The organism is Pseudoduganella violacea (assembly GCF_014191875.1).
GTDB lineage: Bacteria > Pseudomonadota > Gammaproteobacteria > Burkholderiales > Burkholderiaceae_D > Rugamonas > Rugamonas violacea_A.
The window spans coordinates 384,124-404,559 of the sequence record NZ_JACHXD010000001.1 but is presented as its reverse complement, the minus strand read 5'-3'; the positions used below and the strand labels follow the sequence as shown (position 1 = coordinate 404,559).

18 protein-coding genes are annotated in these 20,436 nt (G+C 64.6%); 16 read left to right on the top strand and 2 right to left on the bottom strand.

The features are described from left to right. The first annotated feature begins 16 nt into the window (after window positions 1–16). From hemN to FHS03_RS01770, 10 genes are all read left to right on the top strand, one after another. A complete protein-coding gene (hemN, locus tag FHS03_RS01815; RefSeq protein WP_183439303.1) occupies window positions 17–1,456 on the top strand; it encodes an oxygen-independent coproporphyrinogen III oxidase in 1,440 nt (479 codons plus the stop codon). Between the two features lie 8 nt (window positions 1,457–1,464). Continuing rightward, window positions 1,465–2,277 (top strand): sulfite exporter TauE/SafE family protein, encoded by an 813-nt coding sequence (locus FHS03_RS01810; protein WP_183439302.1) that lies wholly within the window; start codon window positions 1,465–1,467, stop codon window positions 2,275–2,277. After that, complete coding sequence (locus FHS03_RS01805) at window positions 2,274–4,745, top strand: heavy metal translocating P-type ATPase (protein WP_183439301.1); 2,472 nt, start codon at window positions 2,274–2,276, stop codon at window positions 4,743–4,745. Before FHS03_RS01810 ends, FHS03_RS01805 begins: the two co-directional genes overlap by 4 nt. A gap of 21 nt (window positions 4,746–4,766) precedes the next feature. After that, a complete protein-coding gene (ccoS, locus tag FHS03_RS01800) occupies window positions 4,767–4,934 on the top strand; it encodes a cbb3-type cytochrome oxidase assembly protein CcoS (protein WP_183439300.1) in 168 nt (55 codons plus the stop codon). 97 nt (window positions 4,935–5,031) lie between these two features. Further along, window positions 5,032–6,462 (top strand): cytochrome-c oxidase, cbb3-type subunit I, encoded by a 1,431-nt coding sequence (gene ccoN / locus FHS03_RS01795; RefSeq protein WP_183439299.1) that lies wholly within the window; start codon window positions 5,032–5,034, stop codon window positions 6,460–6,462. 13 nt (window positions 6,463–6,475) lie between these two features. After that, entirely contained in the window at window positions 6,476–7,090 is a 615-nt protein-coding gene (gene ccoO / locus FHS03_RS01790) for a cytochrome-c oxidase, cbb3-type subunit II (RefSeq protein WP_183439298.1), read from the top strand. 1 nt (window position 7,091) lies between these two features. Continuing rightward, window positions 7,092–7,256: a cbb3-type cytochrome oxidase subunit 3 gene (locus FHS03_RS01785; protein WP_183439297.1), complete on the top strand. Its 165-nt coding sequence runs from the start codon at window positions 7,092–7,094 to the stop codon at window positions 7,254–7,256. Continuing rightward, on the top strand, window positions 7,249–8,175 hold the full coding sequence (ccoP, locus tag FHS03_RS01780) for a cytochrome-c oxidase, cbb3-type subunit III (RefSeq protein WP_183439296.1): 927 nt from the start codon (window positions 7,249–7,251) through the stop codon (window positions 8,173–8,175). Before FHS03_RS01785 ends, ccoP begins: the two co-directional genes overlap by 8 nt. Window positions 8,176–8,197: 22 nt before the next feature. Next, window positions 8,198–9,580 (top strand): cytochrome c oxidase accessory protein CcoG, encoded by a 1,383-nt coding sequence (gene ccoG / locus FHS03_RS01775; RefSeq protein WP_183439295.1) that lies wholly within the window; start codon window positions 8,198–8,200, stop codon window positions 9,578–9,580. A gap of 42 nt (window positions 9,581–9,622) precedes the next feature. After that, entirely contained in the window at window positions 9,623–10,165 is a 543-nt protein-coding gene (locus FHS03_RS01770) for a FixH family protein (protein WP_371871566.1), read from the top strand. A gap of 77 nt (window positions 10,166–10,242) precedes the next feature. Here the strand turns inward: FHS03_RS01770 and fnr are convergent, their stop codons facing one another. Beyond that, a complete protein-coding gene (gene fnr, locus FHS03_RS01765) occupies window positions 10,243–11,001 on the bottom strand; it encodes a fumarate/nitrate reduction transcriptional regulator Fnr (protein WP_183439294.1) in 759 nt (252 codons plus the stop codon). Window positions 11,002–11,224: 223 nt separating this feature from the next. Between fnr and FHS03_RS01760 the strand changes: the two genes are divergently transcribed. From FHS03_RS01760 to FHS03_RS01735, 6 genes are all read left to right on the top strand, one after another. After that, window positions 11,225–11,677 (top strand): MarR family winged helix-turn-helix transcriptional regulator, encoded by a 453-nt coding sequence (locus FHS03_RS01760; protein ID WP_183439293.1) that lies wholly within the window; start codon window positions 11,225–11,227, stop codon window positions 11,675–11,677. Between the two features lie 129 nt (window positions 11,678–11,806). Beyond that, window positions 11,807–12,526 carry an NYN domain-containing protein gene (locus tag FHS03_RS01755; RefSeq protein WP_183439292.1) on the top strand — a complete coding sequence of 240 codons (720 nt, stop codon included), beginning with the start codon at window positions 11,807–11,809 and terminating at the stop codon, window positions 12,524–12,526. 119 nt (window positions 12,527–12,645) lie between these two features. Then, window positions 12,646–13,407, top strand: coding sequence for an alpha/beta fold hydrolase (locus FHS03_RS01750; RefSeq protein ID WP_183439291.1), 762 nt, complete (start codon window positions 12,646–12,648; stop codon window positions 13,405–13,407). A gap of 124 nt (window positions 13,408–13,531) precedes the next feature. After that, window positions 13,532–16,807: a response regulator gene (locus tag FHS03_RS01745; protein WP_183439290.1), complete on the top strand. Its 3,276-nt coding sequence runs from the start codon at window positions 13,532–13,534 to the stop codon at window positions 16,805–16,807. 214 nt (window positions 16,808–17,021) lie between these two features. Further along, window positions 17,022–18,833 carry a S41 family peptidase gene (locus tag FHS03_RS01740; RefSeq protein ID WP_183439289.1) on the top strand — a complete coding sequence of 604 codons (1,812 nt, stop codon included), beginning with the start codon at window positions 17,022–17,024 and terminating at the stop codon, window positions 18,831–18,833. Window positions 18,834–18,924: 91 nt separating this feature from the next. After that, the gene (locus tag FHS03_RS01735; protein ID WP_183439288.1) at window positions 18,925–19,818 is read left to right on the top strand and encodes a LysR substrate-binding domain-containing protein; all 894 of its coding nucleotides are present in this window, start codon (window positions 18,925–18,927) and stop codon (window positions 19,816–19,818) included. Window positions 19,819–19,951: 133 nt separating this feature from the next. On the opposite strand, the gene FHS03_RS01730 is transcribed toward FHS03_RS01735, so the two are convergent. Then, on the bottom strand, window positions 19,952–20,287 hold the full coding sequence (locus FHS03_RS01730; RefSeq protein WP_183439287.1) for a hypothetical protein: 336 nt from the start codon (window positions 20,285–20,287) through the stop codon (window positions 19,952–19,954). Window positions 20,288–20,436 lie beyond the last annotated feature (149 nt).

The window sequence follows — 20,436 nt, the reverse complement described above, 5'->3', positions numbered from 1 at the left end:
TACGTAAAGAAGCCTTATGCACACCATCGCCTCCGCAGCCGAGCCCACGATCGAGTTCGATCCCGAGATCATCGGGAAAATGAGCCAGTCCGGCCCGCGCTATACCTCCTACCCGACGGCCGACCGCTTCAGCGCGGACTTCGGCTACGGGAATTTCCTTGAGGCGCTGGCCAGCCTGAAACTGCGCGGCGGCCGCCGCGCCCTCTCGCTGTACGTGCACGTGCCCTTCTGCGACACGGTGTGCTACTACTGCGCCTGCAACAAGATCGTGACCAAGGACCGCAGCAAGGCGGCCACCTACCTGAGCTATCTGAAGCAGGAAATCGAGATGCAGGGCAAGCTGTTCGCCGGCTTGAACCGGGTCGAGCAGCTGCACTTCGGCGGCGGCACGCCGACCTATTTCAGCGACAAGCAGATGGGCGAGCTGATGGCCCACCTGCACCGCCAATTCGAGTTCGCGCCGGACAGCGAAGGCGAGTACTCGATCGAGATCGACCCGCGCACCGTGACGCCGGAACGCGTGCACTCGCTGCGCGCGCAGGGCTTCAACCGCGTCAGCCTGGGCGTGCAGGATTTCGATCCCGAGGTGCAGAAGGCGGTCAACCGCATCCAGCCGATGGAAGAGACGCTGGGCGTGATGGAAGCGGCGCGCGACGCCGGCTTCCGCTCGATCAGCATCGACCTGATTTACGGCCTGCCGAAGCAGAACCTGACGACCATGTCGCAGACGCTGAGCAAGGTGATCGCCTCCAACCCGGACCGCATCGCACTGTACAACTATGCGCACATGCCGCACCTGTTCAAGCCGCAACGCCGCATTCTCGATGAAGACCTGCCGTCGCCCTCGGTCAAGCTGGGCATGCTGGCCGAGTGCATCGGCCGCCTGACGGCCGCCGGCTATGTGTATATCGGCATGGACCATTTCGCCAAGCCGACCGACGACCTGGCCGTGGCCCAGCAGCAGGGCCGCCTGCACCGCAACTTCCAGGGCTATTCGACGCACGCCGAGATGGACCTGGTGGCCTGCGGCGTGTCGGCCATCAGCTCGGTGAACGCGACCTACAGCCAGAACGAGAAAACGCTGGACGAGTACTACGCCAAGCTGGATCAGGGCAAGCTGCCGATCGCGCGCGGCATCCAGCTCGGCACCGACGACCTGCTGCGCCGCATCATCATCCAGCGCCTGATGTGCAATTTCGAGCTGTCCATCGTGTCGCTGGAACAGGCGTATCCTATCGTCTTTAAAGGCTATTTCGCGGACGAGCTGAAAAGGCTCGCGGAACTGGCCCAGGACGGCCTGGTGACGATCGACGCGGAGTGGATCTCGGTAACGCCGAAAGGCCGCCTGCTGATCCGCAATATCTGCATGGTGTTCGACCGCTATCTGAACGCGGCGCGCGCCGAAGCGGCGCGCAGTCCTGAAGTCCAGCCACTGCGCTATTCGAAGACCATCTGAGGCGTTTGATGAGCGGTTTGAATCTGTTGCCGGTGTTTGCCGTGGGCCTGGCCGGCAGCGTGCATTGCGTCGGCATGTGCGGCGGCATCGTGGGCGCGCTGAGCGCGGCCCAGGGACCGGCGCGCCGCGTGATTCCCATCGCGCCCGCCGCCGGACCGGCCACCGTGGCCCTGCCGCAAGCCATCGACAGCCTGGCGCGCGTGTTCGCCTATAACGCCGGCCGCATCGGCAGTTATATGCTGGCCGGCGCCATCGCCGGCGGCCTGGCCGGCGGCGCCGTCAGCCTAGCGCGCCTGACCTCGATCCAGACGGCCGGCCTGTGGGCCGCCAACCTGATGCTGGCCGCCCTCGGCCTTTACCTGATGGACGCCTGGCGCGGCCTGGCGCGGCTGGAAGCGGCCGGCGGCCTGCTGTGGCGCCATGTGCAGCCGCTGATGAAGCCCCTGCTGCCGATGGATACGCCGCTCAAGGCCCTGGCGCTGGGCGGCTTGTGGGGCTGGCTGCCCTGCGGCATGGTGTACAGCGTGCTGCTGACGGCCATGCTGAGCGGGTCGGCCGCCGGCGGCGCGGCCGTGATGTTCGCCTTCGGCCTGGGCACCCTGCCCATGCTGCTGGGACTGGGCCTGGCCGGCGCGCGCGTGCGCCAGTATCTGCAGCAGCGCAAGGTGCGCATTGCCTGCGGCCTGCTGGTGCTGGGCTTCGGCCTGCTCGGCCTGCTGCGCGCCAGCGGCCTGTCCATGCCCCTGCTCGATGCGCTCGGCCTGACCCACGGCGCCGGCCATGGCTGGCTCGACACCTTCTGCGTCACCCCTCGCCCATGAACCACGCCAGCTCACGCGCGGCGCGTCCCGACGACACGGCCGCCGCCTTCGCCGATACGGAAGAGATCTGCTTCCACTGCGGCCTGCCGCTGCCGCGCACGGCGCCATGGCAGGTGACGATCGACGGCGCGCCGCGCAGCATGTGCTGCCCGGGCTGCGCCGCCGTGGCCCAGACCATCGTCGACATCGGCCAGACCGACTACTACCGCAAGCGCACCGGCTTTGCCGCCACCGCCGACCAGGCCAGCCTGGTGCCGCCGGAACTGGCGCTGTACGACAACGACGACCCGCGCTTTACCGCCGACGGCGAGTATTGCGAAGCGACCCTGCTGGTGGAAGGCATCCGCTGCGCCGCCTGCGTCTGGCTGATCGAACACCGCCTGCAGTGCGTGGAAGGGGTGGCCAGCGCCAGCCTGAACGTCTCGACCGAGAAGCTGCAGGTGCGCTGGCAAAAAGACAAGCTGCAGGCCAGCGCCATCCTGCAGGCGGTACGCGATATCGGTTACGCCGCCTTCCCCTACGACGCCGAGCGCCATGGCGCCCAGCTGCAGCGCGCCAGCCGCACCCTGGGCCGCCAGCTGTTCGTGGCCGGCCTGTCGATGATGCAGGTGATGATGTATGTGGCGCCCTCGTATATGGCAGGCGACGACGGCACGCTGGACGCCAGCATGGCGGCGCTGATGCAGTGGGCCAGCCTGCTGCTGACCCTGCCCGCCGTGGCGTATTCCGCCCTGCCCTTCTTCCAGGGCGCGCTGGCCAGCCTGCGCGCGCGCGTGCTGGGCATGGACGTGCCGGTGGCCATCGGCATCGCCGCCGCCTTCCTCGGCAGCGTGGCGGCCACCTGGCGCGGCGCGGGCGAGGTGTATTACGACTCGGTGACGATGTTCATCTTCCTGCTGCTGTGCAGCCGCTACCTGGAGATGGTGGCGCGGCGCAAGGCGGCCAGCGCGCTGGAACGCATGCAGCAAGCCCTGCCCGCGTCGGCCGCGCGCCTGAACGATTGGCCGCGCAGCCGCGACAGCACCGTGGTGCCGGCCGCCGCCCTGCAGCAGGGCGACATCATCCTGGTCAAGCCGGGCGAGGCGATCGCCGCCGACAGCGCCATCGTCGAAGGCCGCACCGCGGTCGATATGTCGCTGCTGACCGGCGAAAGCGCGCCGCAGTCGCGCGGCCTGGGTGAGGAAGTGCCGGGCGGCGCCATCAACGCCAGCGCCGCCGTGCTGCTGCGCGTGCTGCGCCCGGCGCGCGAGAGCACCCTGGCCGATCTCCTGAAACTGATCGAGCGCGCCGGCGGCGCCAAGCCGCGGATCGCGCAATGGGCCGACCGCGTCGCCTCCTGGTTCGTCAGCGCCCTCTTGCTGTTCGCCCTGGCCACCTTCGCCTTCTGGTGGTGGCACGACGCGGCGCGCGCCTGGCCGGTGGCGATCGCGGTGCTGGTGGTGTCCTGCCCCTGCGCGCTGTCGCTGGCCACGCCCTCGGCGCTGGCGGCGGCCACCGACTATTTACTGGGCAGGGGCGTGCTGATCGTGCGGCCGCATGTGATGGAAACCCTGCACCGCGCCACCCATATCGTGTTCGACAAGACCGGCACGCTGACCATGGGCAAGCCGGTGGTGCAGCAGGTGCACAGCTTCGGCGACAACCGCGAGGCCGTCAGCCTGCAGATCGCCGCCGCGCTGGAAGCGGGCAGCGCGCACCCGATCGGGCGCGCCATTGTGGCCGCGGCCGACGCGGCGGGCGCCGGCGCCGGCTGGGAGGCCGAGGAGGTGCAGGAACTGCCGGGCCAGGGCCTGGAGGGCCGGGTGCAGGGCCAGCGCTACCGCCTCGGCAACCAAGCCTTCGTCACCGGCCTGACCGGCAGCGCGCCGGCCTTCGACGGCGACGGCGCCACCGCCGTCTACCTGGGCACGGACGGGCGCTGGCTGGCCTGCTTCCTGCTCAGCGACGCGCTGCGGCCGGACGCCCAGGCCACGGTCGACTACTTCCGCAGCCACGGCAAGCAGCTGGTGCTGCTCTCCGGCGACCAGCACGCGCTGACGCGCAGCGTGGCGCTGGACCTGGGCATCGGCAGCGCCCACGGCGAATTCCTGCCCCAGCAAAAACTCGATTACGTGCAAAAACTGCAAGCCGAGGGCGCCGTGGTGGCGATGGTGGGCGACGGCATCAACGACGCGGCCGTGCTGAGCGCGGCCGACGTGTCCTTCGCCATGGGTTCGGGCGCGGCCCTGGCCCAGGCCCACGCCGACACGGTCTTATTGAATGGACAACTGGGCGCCGTGGCCGACACGGCGCGCACGGCGGCGCGCACGATGGGCGTGATCCGGCAGAACCTGGCCTGGTCGACGTTGTACAATCTGGTGGCGATCCCGGCCGCCGCCTTCGGCTGGCTCAATCCCTGGTTGTCCGGGGTGGGCATGGCGCTCAGCTCGGCCGTGGTCATCTGCAACGCGCTGCGCCTGCGCCGCTAGCAAACATAGTGAATCGACAAGATGGAAGTCCTGTATATCCTCGTTCCGCTCAGCATCGCCATTGTCTTCCTGGCGATCTGGCTGTTCTTCAAAGCCTCCGACAGCGGCCAGTTCGACGACCTGGTCGGCCCCGGCCTGCGCGTATTACAGGACGATGACCGCAGCGAACCGAAAACCCCCCAGCAGTAATTCGTTCGGGCAATTTTGATCCACATCAAAGTTTTTTGACGTTCATCCCGCTACTCTTTGATATACATCATCAAAGCGTTCTCGGGAGAACATCAAAGTGGATCAATCACTGAACTACAACTACAAGATCGTGAAGCAATTCGCGATCGCCACGGTGGTGTGGGGCATTATTGGCATGCTGGTCGGCGTCATCATCGCCGCACAGCTCGCCTGGCCCGCACTGAACCTCGACATCCCCTGGCTGACGTACGGGCGCCTGCGTCCCTTACACACCAATGCCGTGATTTTCGCCTTCGGCATCTCGGGCTTGTTCGCCACCTCTTACTACGTCGTCCAGCGCACCTGCCAGGTCCGCCTGTTCTCCGACAAACTGGCCAGCTTCACCTTCTGGGGCTGGCAGGCCGTGATTCTGAGCGCCGTTGTCACCTTGCCAATGGGCCTGACCCGCGGCAAGGAATACGCGGAGCTGGAATGGCCGATTTCGATCCTGATCGCGGTGGTGTGGATTGCCTACGCGGTGGTGTTCTTCGGCACCATCGTCAAGCGCAAGGTCAAGCACATCTACGTGGCGAACTGGTTCTTCGGCTCCTACATCCTGGCCGTGACCATCCTGCACGTGGTCAACGGCATGAGCATGCCGGCCAGCCTGTTCAAGTCCTACTCCATGTACAGCGGCGTGCAAGACGCCATGGTGCAATGGTGGTACGGCCACAATGCGGTGGGCTTCATCCTGACCGCCGGCTACCTGGGCATGGTCTACTACTTCATTCCGAAGCAGGCCGAGCGTCCGGTGTATTCCTACCGCCTGTCGATCGTGCACTTCTGGGCGCTGATCTTCACCTATATGTGGGCCGGTCCGCACCACCTGCACTACACCGCCCTGCCTGACTGGACCCAGTCGCTCGGCATGGTGTTCTCGCTGATTCTGCTGGCACCATCGTGGGGCGGCATGATCAACGGCATCATGACCCTGTCCGGCGCCTGGCACAAACTGCGCACCGACCCGCTGCTGAAGTTCATGATCGTGTCGCTGTCCTTCTACGGCATCGCCACCTTCGAAGGTCCGATGATGTCGATCAAAACCGTGAACGCACTGTCGCACTACACCGACTGGGGCATCGCCCACGTCCACGGCGGCGCACTGGGCTGGGTTGGCTTCATCACCATGGGCTCGATCTACTACCTGCTGCCACGCCTGGCCGGCCGCGAACAGATGTACAGCATGCGTCTGGTCGACCTGCACTTCTGGGTCGCCACCATCGGCATCGTTCTGTACATCGCCGCGATGTGGATCGCCGGCGTGATGCAAGGCCTGATGTGGCGCGCGGTGAACCCGGACGGCACCCTGACCTACACCTTCGTGGAAAGCGTGAAAGCGACCTACCCCTACTACGTGGTGCGCTTCGCCGGTGGTGCCCTGTACCTGGGCGGCATGATCATGATGGGCTACAACACTTGGATGACGCTGCGCGGCCGTGAAACCGTCACCGCCCGCATCCCTGAGCTGAAAACCGCGGCACACGCCTGATTTGGAGCAAAGAATGAAATTTTCACATGAATGGATCGAGAAGAACCCCTGGCTGATGATCGCCCTGGTGACGGTGGTGGTGTCGGTCGGCGGCGCCGTCGAAATCGTGCCCCTGTTCTTCCAGAAATCGACCACGGAACCGGTGGCGGGCCTGAAGCCTTACTCCCCGCTGCGCCTGGTGGGCCGCGACATCTACGTGCGTGAAGGCTGCTACGCCTGCCACTCGCAGATGGTGCGTCCTTTCCGCGCCGAGACCGAACGCTATGGCCACTACTCCGTGGCCGGCGAATTCGTCTACGACCGTCCCTTCCAGTGGGGTTCCAAGCGCACCGGTCCGGATCTGGCCCGCGTGGGCGGCCGCTACAGCGATGAATGGCACCGCACCCACTTGAACAATCCGCGCGACGTGGTGCCGGAATCGAATATGCCGAACTACCCTTGGCTGTCGCAGACCAAGCTGGTGCCGCAAGACGTGATTCCGAAACTGCGCGCCCTGCAGCGCCTGGGCACGCCATATTCCGAAGAGGATGTGGTCAAGGCTCCGGACGAGCTGAAGGACAAGACGGAAGAAGACGCCCTGATCGCCTATCTGCAAGGCCTGGGCACCCAGATCAAGACAAGGAACTGACATGGCTATCGAAAAACTGTTTGACAGCGCCAGCAGCATCATGACGGTGGTGTCATTCATCACCTTCATCGGCATCGTCTGGTGGGCCTGGGCTGGCCGCAACCAGGCGGGCTTTGCGCAGGCAGCGCAACTGCCTTTCGCCGACGAGGAGAAGCAAAATGGTTGAATTCACCAGCGATTTCTGGAATTTCTACATCATCGCCCTGACGGTGCTGGGCGTGGTCGGCTGCGGTCTGCTGCTGTACATGCAATCGACCCATGAAGTGGACCCGAACGCCAATCCGGACGCGCCGGTAGGCACCACCGGCCATATCTGGGACGAGAACCTGACGGAGCTGAATACGCCGATGCCGCGCTGGTGGATGTGGCTGTTCTACATCACCATCTTCTTCAGCGTCGGCTACCTGTTCCTGTATCCAGGCCTGGGCACCTACGCCGGCAAGCTGGGTTGGGAATCGACCGGCCAGTACAAGGAAGAACTGGGCAAGGCCGAGAAGGAATACGGCCCGCTGTTCGCCAAGTATCAGAAACAGGATCTGAAGGCCGTGGCGGCCGATCCGCAAGCGCGCGCCATCGGCGAGCGCCTGTTCCTGACCTACTGCGCGCAGTGCCACGGTTCCGACGCCCGCGGCAACAAGGGCTTCCCGAACCTGACCGACAAGGACTGGCTGCATGGCGGCGAACCGGACACCATCAAGACCACCATCATGAACGGCCGCACCGGCATGATGCCGCCGATGGGCGCGGTGCTCGGCTCCGACAAGGACGTCGAGAACGTGGCACACTATGTTCTGAGCCTCTCGGGCAGCACTTCCGATCCGATCAAGACCTCCTTCGGCAAGGAAAAATTCGGCGCCTGTATGGCTTGCCACAGCGCGGGCGGCGTCGGCAATCAGGCACTGGGCGCGCCTAACCTGAGCGACAAGGTCTGGCTGTATGGCGGCAGCGTGGAAACCGTGATGGAAACCATCCGCAAAGGCCGTACCAACACCATGCCTGCGTTCGGCGAGTTCCTCGGTGAAGGTAAAGTCCACCTGCTGTCGGCTTATGTCTGGAGCCTGTCGAACAATCCAGAAACAAAGTAAGAAGTAATCGAGAGAAGCTGCAATGAACGCGCCAGAAGTTAAAGTCATCAAGATGTACGCCCCTCGCGAGGAAATCTATCCGCGCGAGGCCAAGGGACGCTACGCCACGATCCGCTGGCTGTGCGTCTGGCTCACCCAGCTCGCTTTCTACGGCCTGCCATGGCTGGTGTGGAACGACCGCCAGGCCCTGTTGTTCGACCTGGGCGCGCGCAAGTTCTACATCTTCGGCCTGGTGTTGTGGCCGCAGGACTTTATCTATCTGGCCGCCCTGCTCATCATCTGCGCCTATCTGCTATTCCTGGCGACGGCGATAGCGGGGCGGGTCTGGTGCGGCTTCTCTTGTCCGCAAACCGTGTATACCGAAATCTTCCTGTGGATCGAAAGGAAGATCGAAGGACCGCGCAGCGCCCGCATGGCGCTCGACAGGCAAGGCCCGTCGCTCAAGAAATTCTCGAAGAAGACCACGAAGCATCTGATCTGGGGCGCCGTGGCGCTGTGGACCGGTTTCACCTTCGTCGGCTACTTCACCCCGATCAAGAGCCTGGTCACGGCCGTGCAGACCCTGGACTTTGGTCCATGGGAATGGTTCTGGGTGCTGTTCTACAGCTTCGCCACCTACGGCAACGCCGGCTGGCTGCGCGAACAGGTGTGCAAATACATGTGCCCTTACGCCCGTTTCCAGAGCTCGATGTTCGACCGCGACTCGCTGATCATCACCTACGATGCCAAACGCGGCGAACCACGCGCTCCATTGGGCAAAAAAGCCGACAGCGGCTCCTGCATCGACTGCAGCCTGTGCGTGCAGGTCTGCCCTACCGGCATCGATATCCGCAACGGCCTGCAGTATGAGTGCATCGGCTGCGCCGCCTGCGTCGACGCCTGCAACACCGTGATGGACAAGATCAAGCAGCCACGCGGCCTGATCCGCTACAGCACCGAAATGGCGATGGAGAAGGGTTACGACGCGGCACAGATCCGCAAGCGCACCCTGCGTCCACGCGTGCTGATTTACACCTCGATCCTGGGCCTGATCGTCGCCGCCGTCTGTCTGACGCTGTATGTGCGCACGCCGCTCAAGGTGGACGTGATCCGCGACCGCGGCTCCATGGGCCGCGAGGTGGAGGACGGCATGATCGAAAACGTCTACCGTCTGCAAGTGATGAATACGACCGAACAGGCGCATACCTTCCGCATCAAGGTGTCGGGCATGGATAGCCTGACCCTGACCACGGCGCCGGAAGTGACGCTGCAGGCCACCGAAACGCGCGCCGTGCCGATCCGCATGCGCGCCGCCCACGGCGCCGGCGTCAAAGGCTCGAACAAGATCCAGGTGGAAGTGACGGCCGTGGACGATCCGAGCCTGCATGTGAAGGAAAACGCGGTCTTTATCGTGCCGCGCCGTTAAGTGGCAGATAAGCAGTAGAATGCCGGAATGAAGGAGCAGAAAGTGAGCAATGCAATGAGCCTGAATACGCCGCAAGGCGCGAACCTCCCCTGGTACCGCCACCGCTGGCCATGGCTGCTGATGCTCGGCCCCTTCATCGTCATCATGGGTGGCCTGTACCTGGGCTACCTGGCCTTCTCCCAGCCCGACGCGCTGGTGGTGGGCGACTACTACAAAAAGGGCAAGGCTATCAACCAGGACTTGCGGCGCGACCAGGCCGCGACGGCGTTGGGCGTGGCCGTGGGCCTGCGTTATGACGCCGCGCGCGGCGTCCTGACCGGCAAGCTGGAACTGCCGGCCGGCCACCAGGAGCGCAGCGTGCAAATCCATCTGGCGCACGCCACCCAGCCCGCCAAAGACGTGGTGCTGACGGTGGCGCCGGACGCCGACGGCGTGTTCGGCACGCCCCTGGCCCTGCTCGAACGCAGCCGCTGGCAAGTGCTGGTGGAAGGCGAGAAGCGCGACTGGCGCCTGGAAGGCGTGTGGCAATGGCCGGCCCAGCACGAGATCGAAATCCGCGCCGACGCGCCAGCGCCGGCCAACTAAGCCGCTTCAGGCGGCACAGCAAAAAGCCCGGCATTGCCGGGCTTTGTTTTTTGGGTGGGCGCCGCAGCGCGCGGACCTCAGTTGCAGACTTCGGTGCCGGCGGTGATCGCTTTCAACTTGGTCGGATTGAGCACTTCGATCTCGCGGTTGCTGACACGGATCAGGCCTTCCTTCTTGAACTTGGCCAGCAGGCGGCTGATGCTCTCGATGGTCAGGCCCAGGTAGTTGCCGATTTCCTCGCGCGACATGCGCAGCTGGAAGGCGGTCGCGGAATAGCCGCGCGCCTCGTAGCGCGAGGCCAGGTTGACCAGGAAGGCGGCGAAGCGCTGGGTCGCCTGCATATTGCCGAGCAGGAGCATCACGCTCTGCTCGCGCGTGATTTCCTGGCTCATCATGCGGTGGAAGTGGCGCAGCAAAGTCGGCATATCGCGCAGCAGCTGCTCCAGGCTGGAGAACGGGATCTCGCAGACTTCGCTGTCTTCCAGCGCCTCGGCGCTGCAGTGGTGGCGGTCGGCGCTGATGGCGTCCATGCCGAGCAGCTCGCCGGCCATCTGGAAGCCCGTCACCTGCTCCGAACCGTTGGCATTGATCTGGTAGGTCTTGAAATGGCCCAGACGGATCGCATACAGGTTGGTGAAGGGATCGCCGATGCGGAACAGGGTACCGCCGCGTACGACCTTGCGGCGGCGGCCGATGATCTGGTCCAGTTTGTCCATATCCCCCATGTCCAGGCCCATCGGCAGACAGAGCTGGTGCATGCTGCAGGTGGCGCATTTGGCCCGCAGGTTTTCGACGGTCATGCCTGGCATGGCTAGGATTTGATGCTCTTGTGTCATGATTTGATTGCAGTAGCGCAACTGGGCGTAGCTGCCAGTTTACTGCATCGTGAGACAACGCGCCGCGAATGATATGAAAGCTGGAGTCAGATGATCAACTATTCCCTATCGAAAATGTGCATTTGGCAAGTTCTGGGAGGCGGCGGGGGCCGGCGCGGGTCGCGGCGGCGACATTTTTTTGCTAGGCTACGCCCCATATTGTCCTGAAACCCACGCTAGCCCCATGCCGAAGAAAAACCCACCCACCCTGGCCCAGCACCTGTGCTACAAGCTGTATTCGACATCGCTGAAGATGACGCAGCTCTACAAGCCCCTGCTGAGCGCGCTGAACCTGACCTATCCCCAGTATCTGGTGATGGTCTTGCTGTGGGAGGAGGAAGGCTTGGGCATCAAGGATCTGGCCCAACGCCTGCAGCAGGATTCCGGCTCGGTGACGCCGCTGGTCAAGCGCCTGGAAGCCGAAGGCTATCTGTTGCGCGAACGCGACCCGCGCGACGAGCGCAACCGCGTGCTGACCCTGACCGAGGCCGGCCGCGCCCTGCGCGCCCAGGGCGTGGAGGTGGCGCAAGCCATCGTCGACGGCTGCGGCATCAGCCTGGACGAAGCCCTGGCCCTGATGAGCGGCCTGGACCAGTTGAGCGCCAATCTCGACGCGCGCGGCAAGGGAGGTAGTTGACAATCCCCGCGCTACAACTCACACTGGAAATACCACTCATCTCTTGCGCTGTCATTCGCTTGGCTTTGCTTGAGAAGGAAAAGCCGCTCAGTTGGGCGGCTTTTTCACATTTGGAGGAAGACAAAAGTCATGCCTGCCAGTGCAAAAAGCCCGAGAAAGACAGCCGTGTACGTCGATGGCTACAATCTCTACTATGGCAGACTGCGCGGCACGTCTTACAAATGGCTTGATCTGGTACGGCTTTTCGATGCCATGCTGGCACAACGCGACCAGAATGAAAGCCTGGCAATGGTGCGTTTTTTCACCGCTCCTGCTTTAGCCAACTTCGCCAGCCATGGCAAGGCATCTGTCGAAGCGCAATCCGCTTACCATCGCGCTCTGAAGGCCAGCTATCCCGATCGTTTTGATCTGGTTTATGGCACCCATGCTTATGACAAGAGTGGCACCTTGTTACCGTGCTTTGTTGCTGGCCTGCCGTATGACCGTACAAACCGGACCAGAGTCTGGAAACTGGAAGAAAAGAAAACGGACGTCAATCTAGCACTACACATGTATCGGGATGTCTGCAAACGCACGGTTTCCCGTGTGATTCTAGTCTCCAATGATAGTGACGCCGAACCTGCCTTGGTTGCCATCCGGGAGGACTTCCCCGACATCATGATCGGCTTGGTAGTGCCGATTCGCCCTTCCATATCTGGCGGGCCTGTTTATCGAAGGACAAGTGGCTCGCTTGCGAAATTCTCAGACTGGATCGCGCCGAGCCTTTCGGACGATCAGCTTCTGCAGGCGCAGCTTCCACCTATCGTTCCGACGAGAAAAAAGCCTATCCAAAAACCGGTTCATTGGTAACTCGGTTGAATTTTCGCCAATTTTCAAAAACAACTTGCGCGCTAACGATTAATACACTACATTTACGTCATGCTTAGCGCACTAAGCAATAGCGATCAATTTAACTGAAAGGAAGCACCATGAACCGCTCCATCCGTACCGCCCTGTTCGCCTCCACCCTGCTGGCCGGCGCCAGCCTGATTCCGGCCCACGCCGCCGCCAGCGACACCACCGTGGTGCTGGTGCATGGCGCCTTCGCCGACGGCTCCAGCTGGCAGAAAGTGATCCCCCTGCTGCAGGCCAAGGGCGTGAAGGTGGTCGCGGTGCAGAACCCCTTGAGTTCGCTGGCCGACGATGCGGCCGTGACCCGCCGCGTCATCGAAGCGCAGAGCGGCAAGGTGGTGCTGGTGGGCCATTCCTGGGGCGGCGCCGTGATCAGCGAAGCCGGCGCCAGCGACAAGGTGAAAGCCCTGGTGTATGTGGCGGCCTTTGCGCCGCAGGTGGGCGAAGCCGTGGGTGCGCTGGGCAAGGAGCATGGCGTGTCGGTCGGCGTCGCCACCTTGCAAGCCGATAGCGCCGGCTATCTGAGCCTGCCCGCCGCCTCGGTGGCCGCCAATTTCGCCCAGGACGTGAGCGCGGCCGAGCAGCGCCTGATCGCCGCCACCCAGGGGCCGATCAATAGCAAGGCTTTCGGCGAGCCGCTCAGCACCGCCGCCTGGACCGCCAAGCCAAGCTACTACATCGTGGCAAGCAAGGACCGCATGATCCAGCCCGCCCTGCAGCAGGACTTCGCCAAGCGCATGCAGGCGAAAGTGACGACGCTGGCGAGCAGCCATGTGCCGATGCTGTCGCAGCCGAAGCAGGTGGCGGAGGTGATCCTGGCCGCGCTGCAGCAGCCGTAATCGCCAGCGCGCGCGGTACGCAAGGGCCGCCGCGCGCGGCCGTTTGTAGCGTGTGGCGTGCCAGCCTTGCCAAGCCCGGCCTTTGATAGGAGAATTTCCCAGCGCTCCCTGCACAAAGGCCTGTATGAAACCCCTCGGTATCAAAGTCAAGGTCGCCCTCGCAACGAGTATCACGTCGATAGTGATTATCGCGCTGGTATCCGCCTTGCAGATCCAGCGCATGAAGCAAGACTTCACGCGCGTGCTGTTCGCCCAGCAGAATGCCCTGATCCAGCACACGGCCGAAGAACTCGACGGCAAGCTGCAGATGCTGCTCGACATCATCGCCGAATCGGCGCGCATGCAACCGCCGGCCATCGCCAATGACGAGGCGGCGCTGCGCGCCTACTATGGCCAGCGCGCCATGCTGACCTTATTCGACGATATCATCATCGTCAACCGCGACGGCCTGGTGGTGGCCGACCTGCCGCGCATGCAGGGCCGCGCGGGCCGCAATGTGGCCGATCGCGCCTACTTCCAGCAGGTGATGGCCGGGCGCAAGCCGATGATTGGCGATCCGGTGCTGGGCCGCACCCATGGCAAGCCGCTGATCCAGGTGATGGCGCCGGTCTTCGACGCCAACGGCGAAATCGTCTGCGTGCTGATGGGCGCCTTGCAGCTGTACCAGAACAATATGCTGGGCAATCTGCGCACGGCCAAGGTGGGCAAGACCGGCTTCTACTACGCGCTGACGCGCGGCGAGAACCCCGTGTATGTGCTGCATCCCGATCCGGCGCGCATGCTCCAGCCGCGGCCGCCCAACGCCAATCCGTCCACCAGCCAGGCTTTAAACGAAAACTTCGAAGGCACGGTCATCAGCACCGGTTCCAGCCAGTTGCAAGCCCTGAACAGCTATAAGGCGTTGCAGACGGTGAACTGGGTGCTGGGCGCGTCGCTGCCGGTGGACGAAGCCTTCGCGCCGTTCGAGGGCGCGCTGTACCGGCTGGGCGCCATCACGCTGGTGGCGGCGCTGGGCGCGGCGGCGGTCCTGAGCTGGCTCACGCTGCGCCTGCTGGCGCCCGTGGGCCGGCTGCGCAACGCCATCATGGCCTTGCGCTCCACCCCTTCGCGCTTTACGCCGCTTCCGCTCAGCCACCAGGACGAAATCGGCGAACTGACCCAGGCCTTCAATGACCTGATGCACGAACGCCTGCAGGCCGACGCGCATCTGGAGCATGAACGCGACCGCGCCGAGGCGGCCAACCGCGCCAAGAGCGATTTCGTGGCGAACATGAGCCATGAAATCCGCACGCCGATGAATGCGGTGCTGGGCATGGTCTACCTGCTGGGGAACACGCCGCTCACGCCGCAGCAGCGCAAATACCTGTCGATGGTGAAGACGGCCGGCCATTCGCTGATGGGCATCCTCAACGATGTGCTCGACTTCTCCAAGATCGAGGCGCGCCGCATGGAACTGGCGCCGGTGGAGTTCGACCTGGACGAGGCCATGGGCACGCTGGCGACGACGATGACGATGAACGCCAGCGAAAAGGAACTGGAGCTGGCGGTGGTGGTGGAGCCGGACGTGCCCAAGCTGCTGTACGGCGATGCGCTGCGCCTGCAGCAGATCCTGGTCAACCTGGCCGGCAACGCGATCAAGTTCACCGAACAGGGCGAGGTGGTGGTCAGCGTGCGGCGCAGCGAACGCCAGCCGCAGCAAGAGGATCAGGTCAGCCTGCGCTTCGACGTGCGCGATACCGGCATCGGCATCAGCGAGGAAAGGCAGGCGCAGCTGTTCACCGCCTTCTCGCAGGGCGACGAAAGCATCACGCGGCGCTTCGGCGGCACCGGCCTGGGACTGGCGATCACCAAGAGCCTGATCGAATTGATGGGCGGCGAAATCTTCCTGCGCAGCGCGCCCGGCAGCGGCAGCCATTTCTGGTTCGAGCTGACGTTCTATGCGCTGTCCAATCGCACCGAGGAAACGCGCCGCCCTTCCATCGGCCCGCTGCGCGTGCTGGTGGCCGACGACAACCGCACCAGCCGCGAAATGGTGAGCCGCCTGATCACGGCCTGGGGCTGGGAGGCCGACGAAGTCGATTGCGGCGAGGCGGCGATCCGCCAGTACCAGGCCGCGCTGCAGGTGCCGCATCCCTACGATGTGGTGATGGCCGACTGGCATATGCCGGGCATGGACGGCCTGGCGGCGGCCAAGGCGATCCGACTGCAGGCCGGCACGCGCAGCCAACCCATCGTGGTGATGGTGAACGCCTTCGCGCGCGACCAGCTGGAGGACATTTCGGGCACGCCGGAGGCGGACGTGGTGCTGGTCAAGCCGATCACCAGCTCCAGCCTGTTCGAAGCGCTGCACCAGGCGGTGGTGGCGAAGAACGGCGGCGATGAACGCAGCGCACAGAACGGCGCGCGCAACCTCCTGGTGGGCGTGCACTTCCTGCTGGTGGAAGACAATCTGCTGAACCAGGCGGTGGCGCGCGGCATCCTGGAGCACGCCGGCGCCACACTGGACGTGGTGGGCGACGGCCAGCAGGCGGTCGATGTGTTGCGCGCGGAGTCGGACAATTACGACGTGGTGCTGATGGATATGCAGATGCCGGTGCTGGACGGCTTCACGGCGACGGAAATCATCCGCCGCGAATTGCGGCTGGAGCTGCCGGTGATCGCCATGACGGCGGGCGTGCTGGCCTCGGAGCGCGACCGCTGCATGCGGGCCGGCATCAGCGACTTTATCGCCAAGCCCGTGGTGGTGGAGGAAATGATGGCCGTGATCGCGCGCCACCTGCCAGAGCGGCGCCGCCTGCCGCGCGCCGGCGACGGCAGCGGCGCGGGCGGCACGGTGCTGGCGCCGGCCTCTCCCCTGCCCCTGGCCGCCGCCGTCACCTCGACCGTTTCCACCGCCACGGCCCTGGCGGCGGCGCTGCCGCCGGCGGCGCCGACGGAGCAGGCGGCAGCTGCGGCGCCGGCCGATGCGGCCAGCGAACAGGTCTTCAGCATGGATAGCCTGATGCGCGTGATGGGCAAGGACGCCAAGGGCCGCGCGGTGATGTTCAAGATGGTGCGCGGCGCGCTGAACGGCGGCATGCAGCCGGCCGACGATGCCGACAAAGCCCTGAGCGAGGGACGCGCCGCCGACGCGGCGCGCATCTTCCACGGCCTGCGCGGCGCGGTCGGCACGCTGGGCGCCAAGCGTCTGATCCGCGCCACGCTGGAAGCGGAAACGGCGATCGGCTCCGGCGCCGAGGCGGATTTGCCGGCCGCCTTTGCCGCCGTGCGGCGCGAGCTGCAGCGGGTGCTGGAGTGCGGTCGCAGCTGGCTGGAGCGCGAGGAGGCGGGCGGCCTTGCTGGCGCGCCAAGCCGCGGCGCAAACGCGCCGAGCGACAGCCGCGCCACCATGGGCGAGTAGTCTGGCGGTTAATAAAGATTTATATTTCATCAAGCAATGCTTTTCTTTTACAACGAAAAGTATGATTCCATGCAGCAACCCCTCGCCCTGCCGCAAGCCATCTCCTATAATCAGCACAAAGCATGCATGCCGGCTATCACCTTGATTTGACAGGCTTTTCGGCCTTGCTTATAAGTTAATGGCATCCCATAACAAGAACAAAAGCGAGGACCTCATGACGCGCACACGCCTTGCTTCCAGCCTGTGGAAATGGCTGATCGCGGCCCTGGCCTTAAGCTCGGCCCTACTCCTGGTATTTGAATTGAGCGCCGGCATCCCTGCCCTGCTGATCGATGGCCGCCAGGGCAGCTTGGGCGCGCGCCTGAACGACCAGCTGGGCGAAAGCGAAGAAGCGCAATCCAGCCACTACCTGACCATCCTGGAACTGGCGCCCGATTCGCCGCTGCGGGCGGCCGGCGCCCAGCCCGGCGACAAGCTCAAATTCGACCGCCCGCTGGACCGCTGGCGCAAATTCCTGGTCGGCGAGCCGGTCGGCCTGACCCTGTACCGCGGCGACAGCGAACGCCATCTGCGGCTGGCGGCGCAGGCCGCGCGGCCCACCTTCGCTGAACAATTCGATTACTGGGGACGCTTCCTGGTGGGCGCGACCTCCATCCTGTTCAGCCTCCTGATCGGCTTCAAGCGCGCCGAGGTGCGCTGCTACCGCTACCTGGCGGCCGTCTTCGCGGCATTGAGCCTGATGTACTTCTTCACCTTCAACTACTCGCCGCCGAGCTTCTTCTACCGCTTCAGCAAGGCCGCCAACCTCACCACCTATCCGCTGGTGTGGTACTGGTGCGTGTGCTTCGCCCTGCTCTACCAGCCCTACGCCCAGCAAGGCTTGCGGCGCTGGCTGACGCGCAGCCGGCCCGTGTACGGCACGCTGGCTGTCGGCACCGCCGCCTATTCCTGCTGGTTCGCGCTGGGCCACGAGGCGCCGCTGCTGTGGCTCATGATCTTCCTCTCGATTAGCGGCGGCCTGGGACTGACCATCACCAGCCTGTATCACGGCTGGCAGGCCACGCATGGCGAGATACGGCAGCGCCACGTCTGGCTGATGGCCTCCTTCCTGACGGGCGCCGTGCCGGGCATGCTGGCCTTCATCCCCGCGCTGGACGCGAGCTACAACGGCATGCGCATCACGGCCTTCGCCGCCGTCAGCGGCCAGTTGCTGATGTATATGGGGCTGGCCTATGCGGTGCTGCGCGTGCGCGTGTTCAGCTTCGACTTCGCGGTGCACCGCATGCTGGTGTACACCGTGCTGTCCATCCTGCTGCTCGCGCTGGTGGGCTGCATGGAATGGCTGGCCAAGACGCTGCTCAAAGGCGGCGGACCGCAGCACAGCATGGCCTTGTTCACGGCCACGGTGCTGGTCGGCTACCTGCTGCTGCACCAGCTGCACCGGCATATCGAACGCTGGATGCGGCGCATCTTCTTCAGCAAGTGGCATGCAAAGGAAAACCAGTTGCGTCACTACGTCGAGGAAGCGGAACACATCACGGCCATGGATGCGCTGCTGGCCTCCTGCCGCGCGGCGGTGGACAACTTCACCGGCCAGGCCGGCTGCGCCATCTACCTGCGCCAGGCCGGCGGCGAATACACGCTGGCCACCAGCACCCTGGCCGGCGTGCCCTTGGCGGTGGCCGAAAGCGACGCCATGCTGCCCGCCCTGCGCGCCGAGATGGATGCGCTGCTGTTCAAGCAGGTCGGCACCGCCATGCGCGGCGAAATCGCCCTGCCCATGGGCCATCGCGGCGCGCTGAACGGCTTTATCGTGGTCGGCGCCAAGGCCGACGGCCTGGCTTACCGCCCCGACGAATGCGAAGTGCTGCACTACACGGCCCATCAGATCGGGCTGGACCTGCATGCGCTGCGGGTGGCGGCGCTGGAAAGCGAACTGCGGCAAATGGAAAGCAAGGCCGCCGAGCAGGGCGAGACGCTGGCGGCGCTGGCCGAGCGCGGGCGGCAGGCTCGCTCCCTACTTTGAAGAGGTGATTTTATCCATGCGCCAAACGCATGGATGACCGCTGCCTGGTTTGCGCATACAATGCGGACTTTACCGCCAGCCAGAACGCATCATGCGCCATCCCCTGATCGCCCTGCCGCCGCTCGATGCGCTGCGCGGCTTTGTCGCCGCCGCGCGCCGCCTCAGCATCACACAGGCAGCCGACGATTTATGCCTGACGCAATCGGCAGTGAGCCGCCAGATCCAGACGCTGGAAGAGCGCCTCGGCGCCCAGCTGTTCACGCGCAGCAACCGCAGCATCACGCTGACCATGGCGGGCGAACAGCTGTTCCGTCTCTGCTCGCCGTGGATGGACAAGCTGGCCGAGCTGAGCGAATCGCTGCGCGAGGAAATCCGTCCGCGCACGGTGACGATATCGGCCAGCATCGGCGTGGCCTCGCTCTGGATCCTGCCGCGCCTGGGCGCCTTCCAGGCCGCCCATCCCGATATCGACGTCAGGCTGGCGGCCAACAACCGCGTCGAAGACCTGGCGCAGGAAGACATCGACCTGGCCATCCGCTACAGCGCCGCCGCCCAGGCCGGCCCCAATGCGCGGCACCTGTTCGATGAACAGATCGTGCCGGTGGCCAGTCCCGCCGTCGCCCAGCGCGTGCTGGCCCACCCGCGCGGCCTGCTCAGCGAAGTGCTGCTCGACCTGGAAAGGAATAGCCGGCCGTGGCTGCGCTGGTCCTACTGGCTGGAACGCAAGGCGCCCGGCCTGCGCGCCAAAGGCTTCCTCTACTTCCACCAATACGACCAGATCATCCAGGCCGCGCTGGAAGGGCACGGCGTCGCGCTCGGCCGGCTGCCGCTGATCCAGAACATGCTCAAGGATGGGCGGCTGCAAGCCCTGGCCTCCGTCCCCCAGGGCGTGCCCGACTACGCCTACTGGCTGCTGCAAGCCGTCCCCGAACCGCGCGAAGAAGTCCGCCACTTCCGCGACTGGCTCCTCCACAGTTTGCGCTAAATCAAACAATGTCCCACCCTGGTGTCAGGCGGGGCCGCCGAGGCACCAGGGTGGGACATTTACTGATTTAAATCAAAGAATGTCCTACTCTGGTGCCTGACACCAGGGTGGACATTGTTTGATGTGGATCAAATCAAGCGGGTTCGAGGCGCAGTTCGAAGGTGACGGGGGCATCGCGGGTGAGGCTGCTGAGGTGGTGCAGGCCGTGCTTGCTGAGCAGGGCGGCTTGGCCGGCTTGCAGGATGTGGTCTTCGCAGTCGGCGCCGACGATCCAGAGGATGCCGGCGACGCAGCGTACGCGCAGGGCGCCGTCCAGCGCCAGCCGGGCGCTTTCGCGTGGACGCAGCCCCAGCGCCATGCCGGGCGTGCTTTTTCCCGGCACGCTTTCCTGCGCCATTTCGAGCGTCAGGCGGCCGCCGACTTCCAGTTGCGCGCGCGGCCAGTGTCGCAGCATCGCGGCTATCTTCATGACATCCTCTCCTGCTGTTGGCGATGTTTCCATTCTGCTGCGGCCGGCGCATCCGTTCAAGCGTTTTCGGTTCATGCCATCCATGCGTACAGCGCATGGATGGCATGCGAAATCAGCGCTCGCGCCGGCGTCTGAAATTCCTATACTGG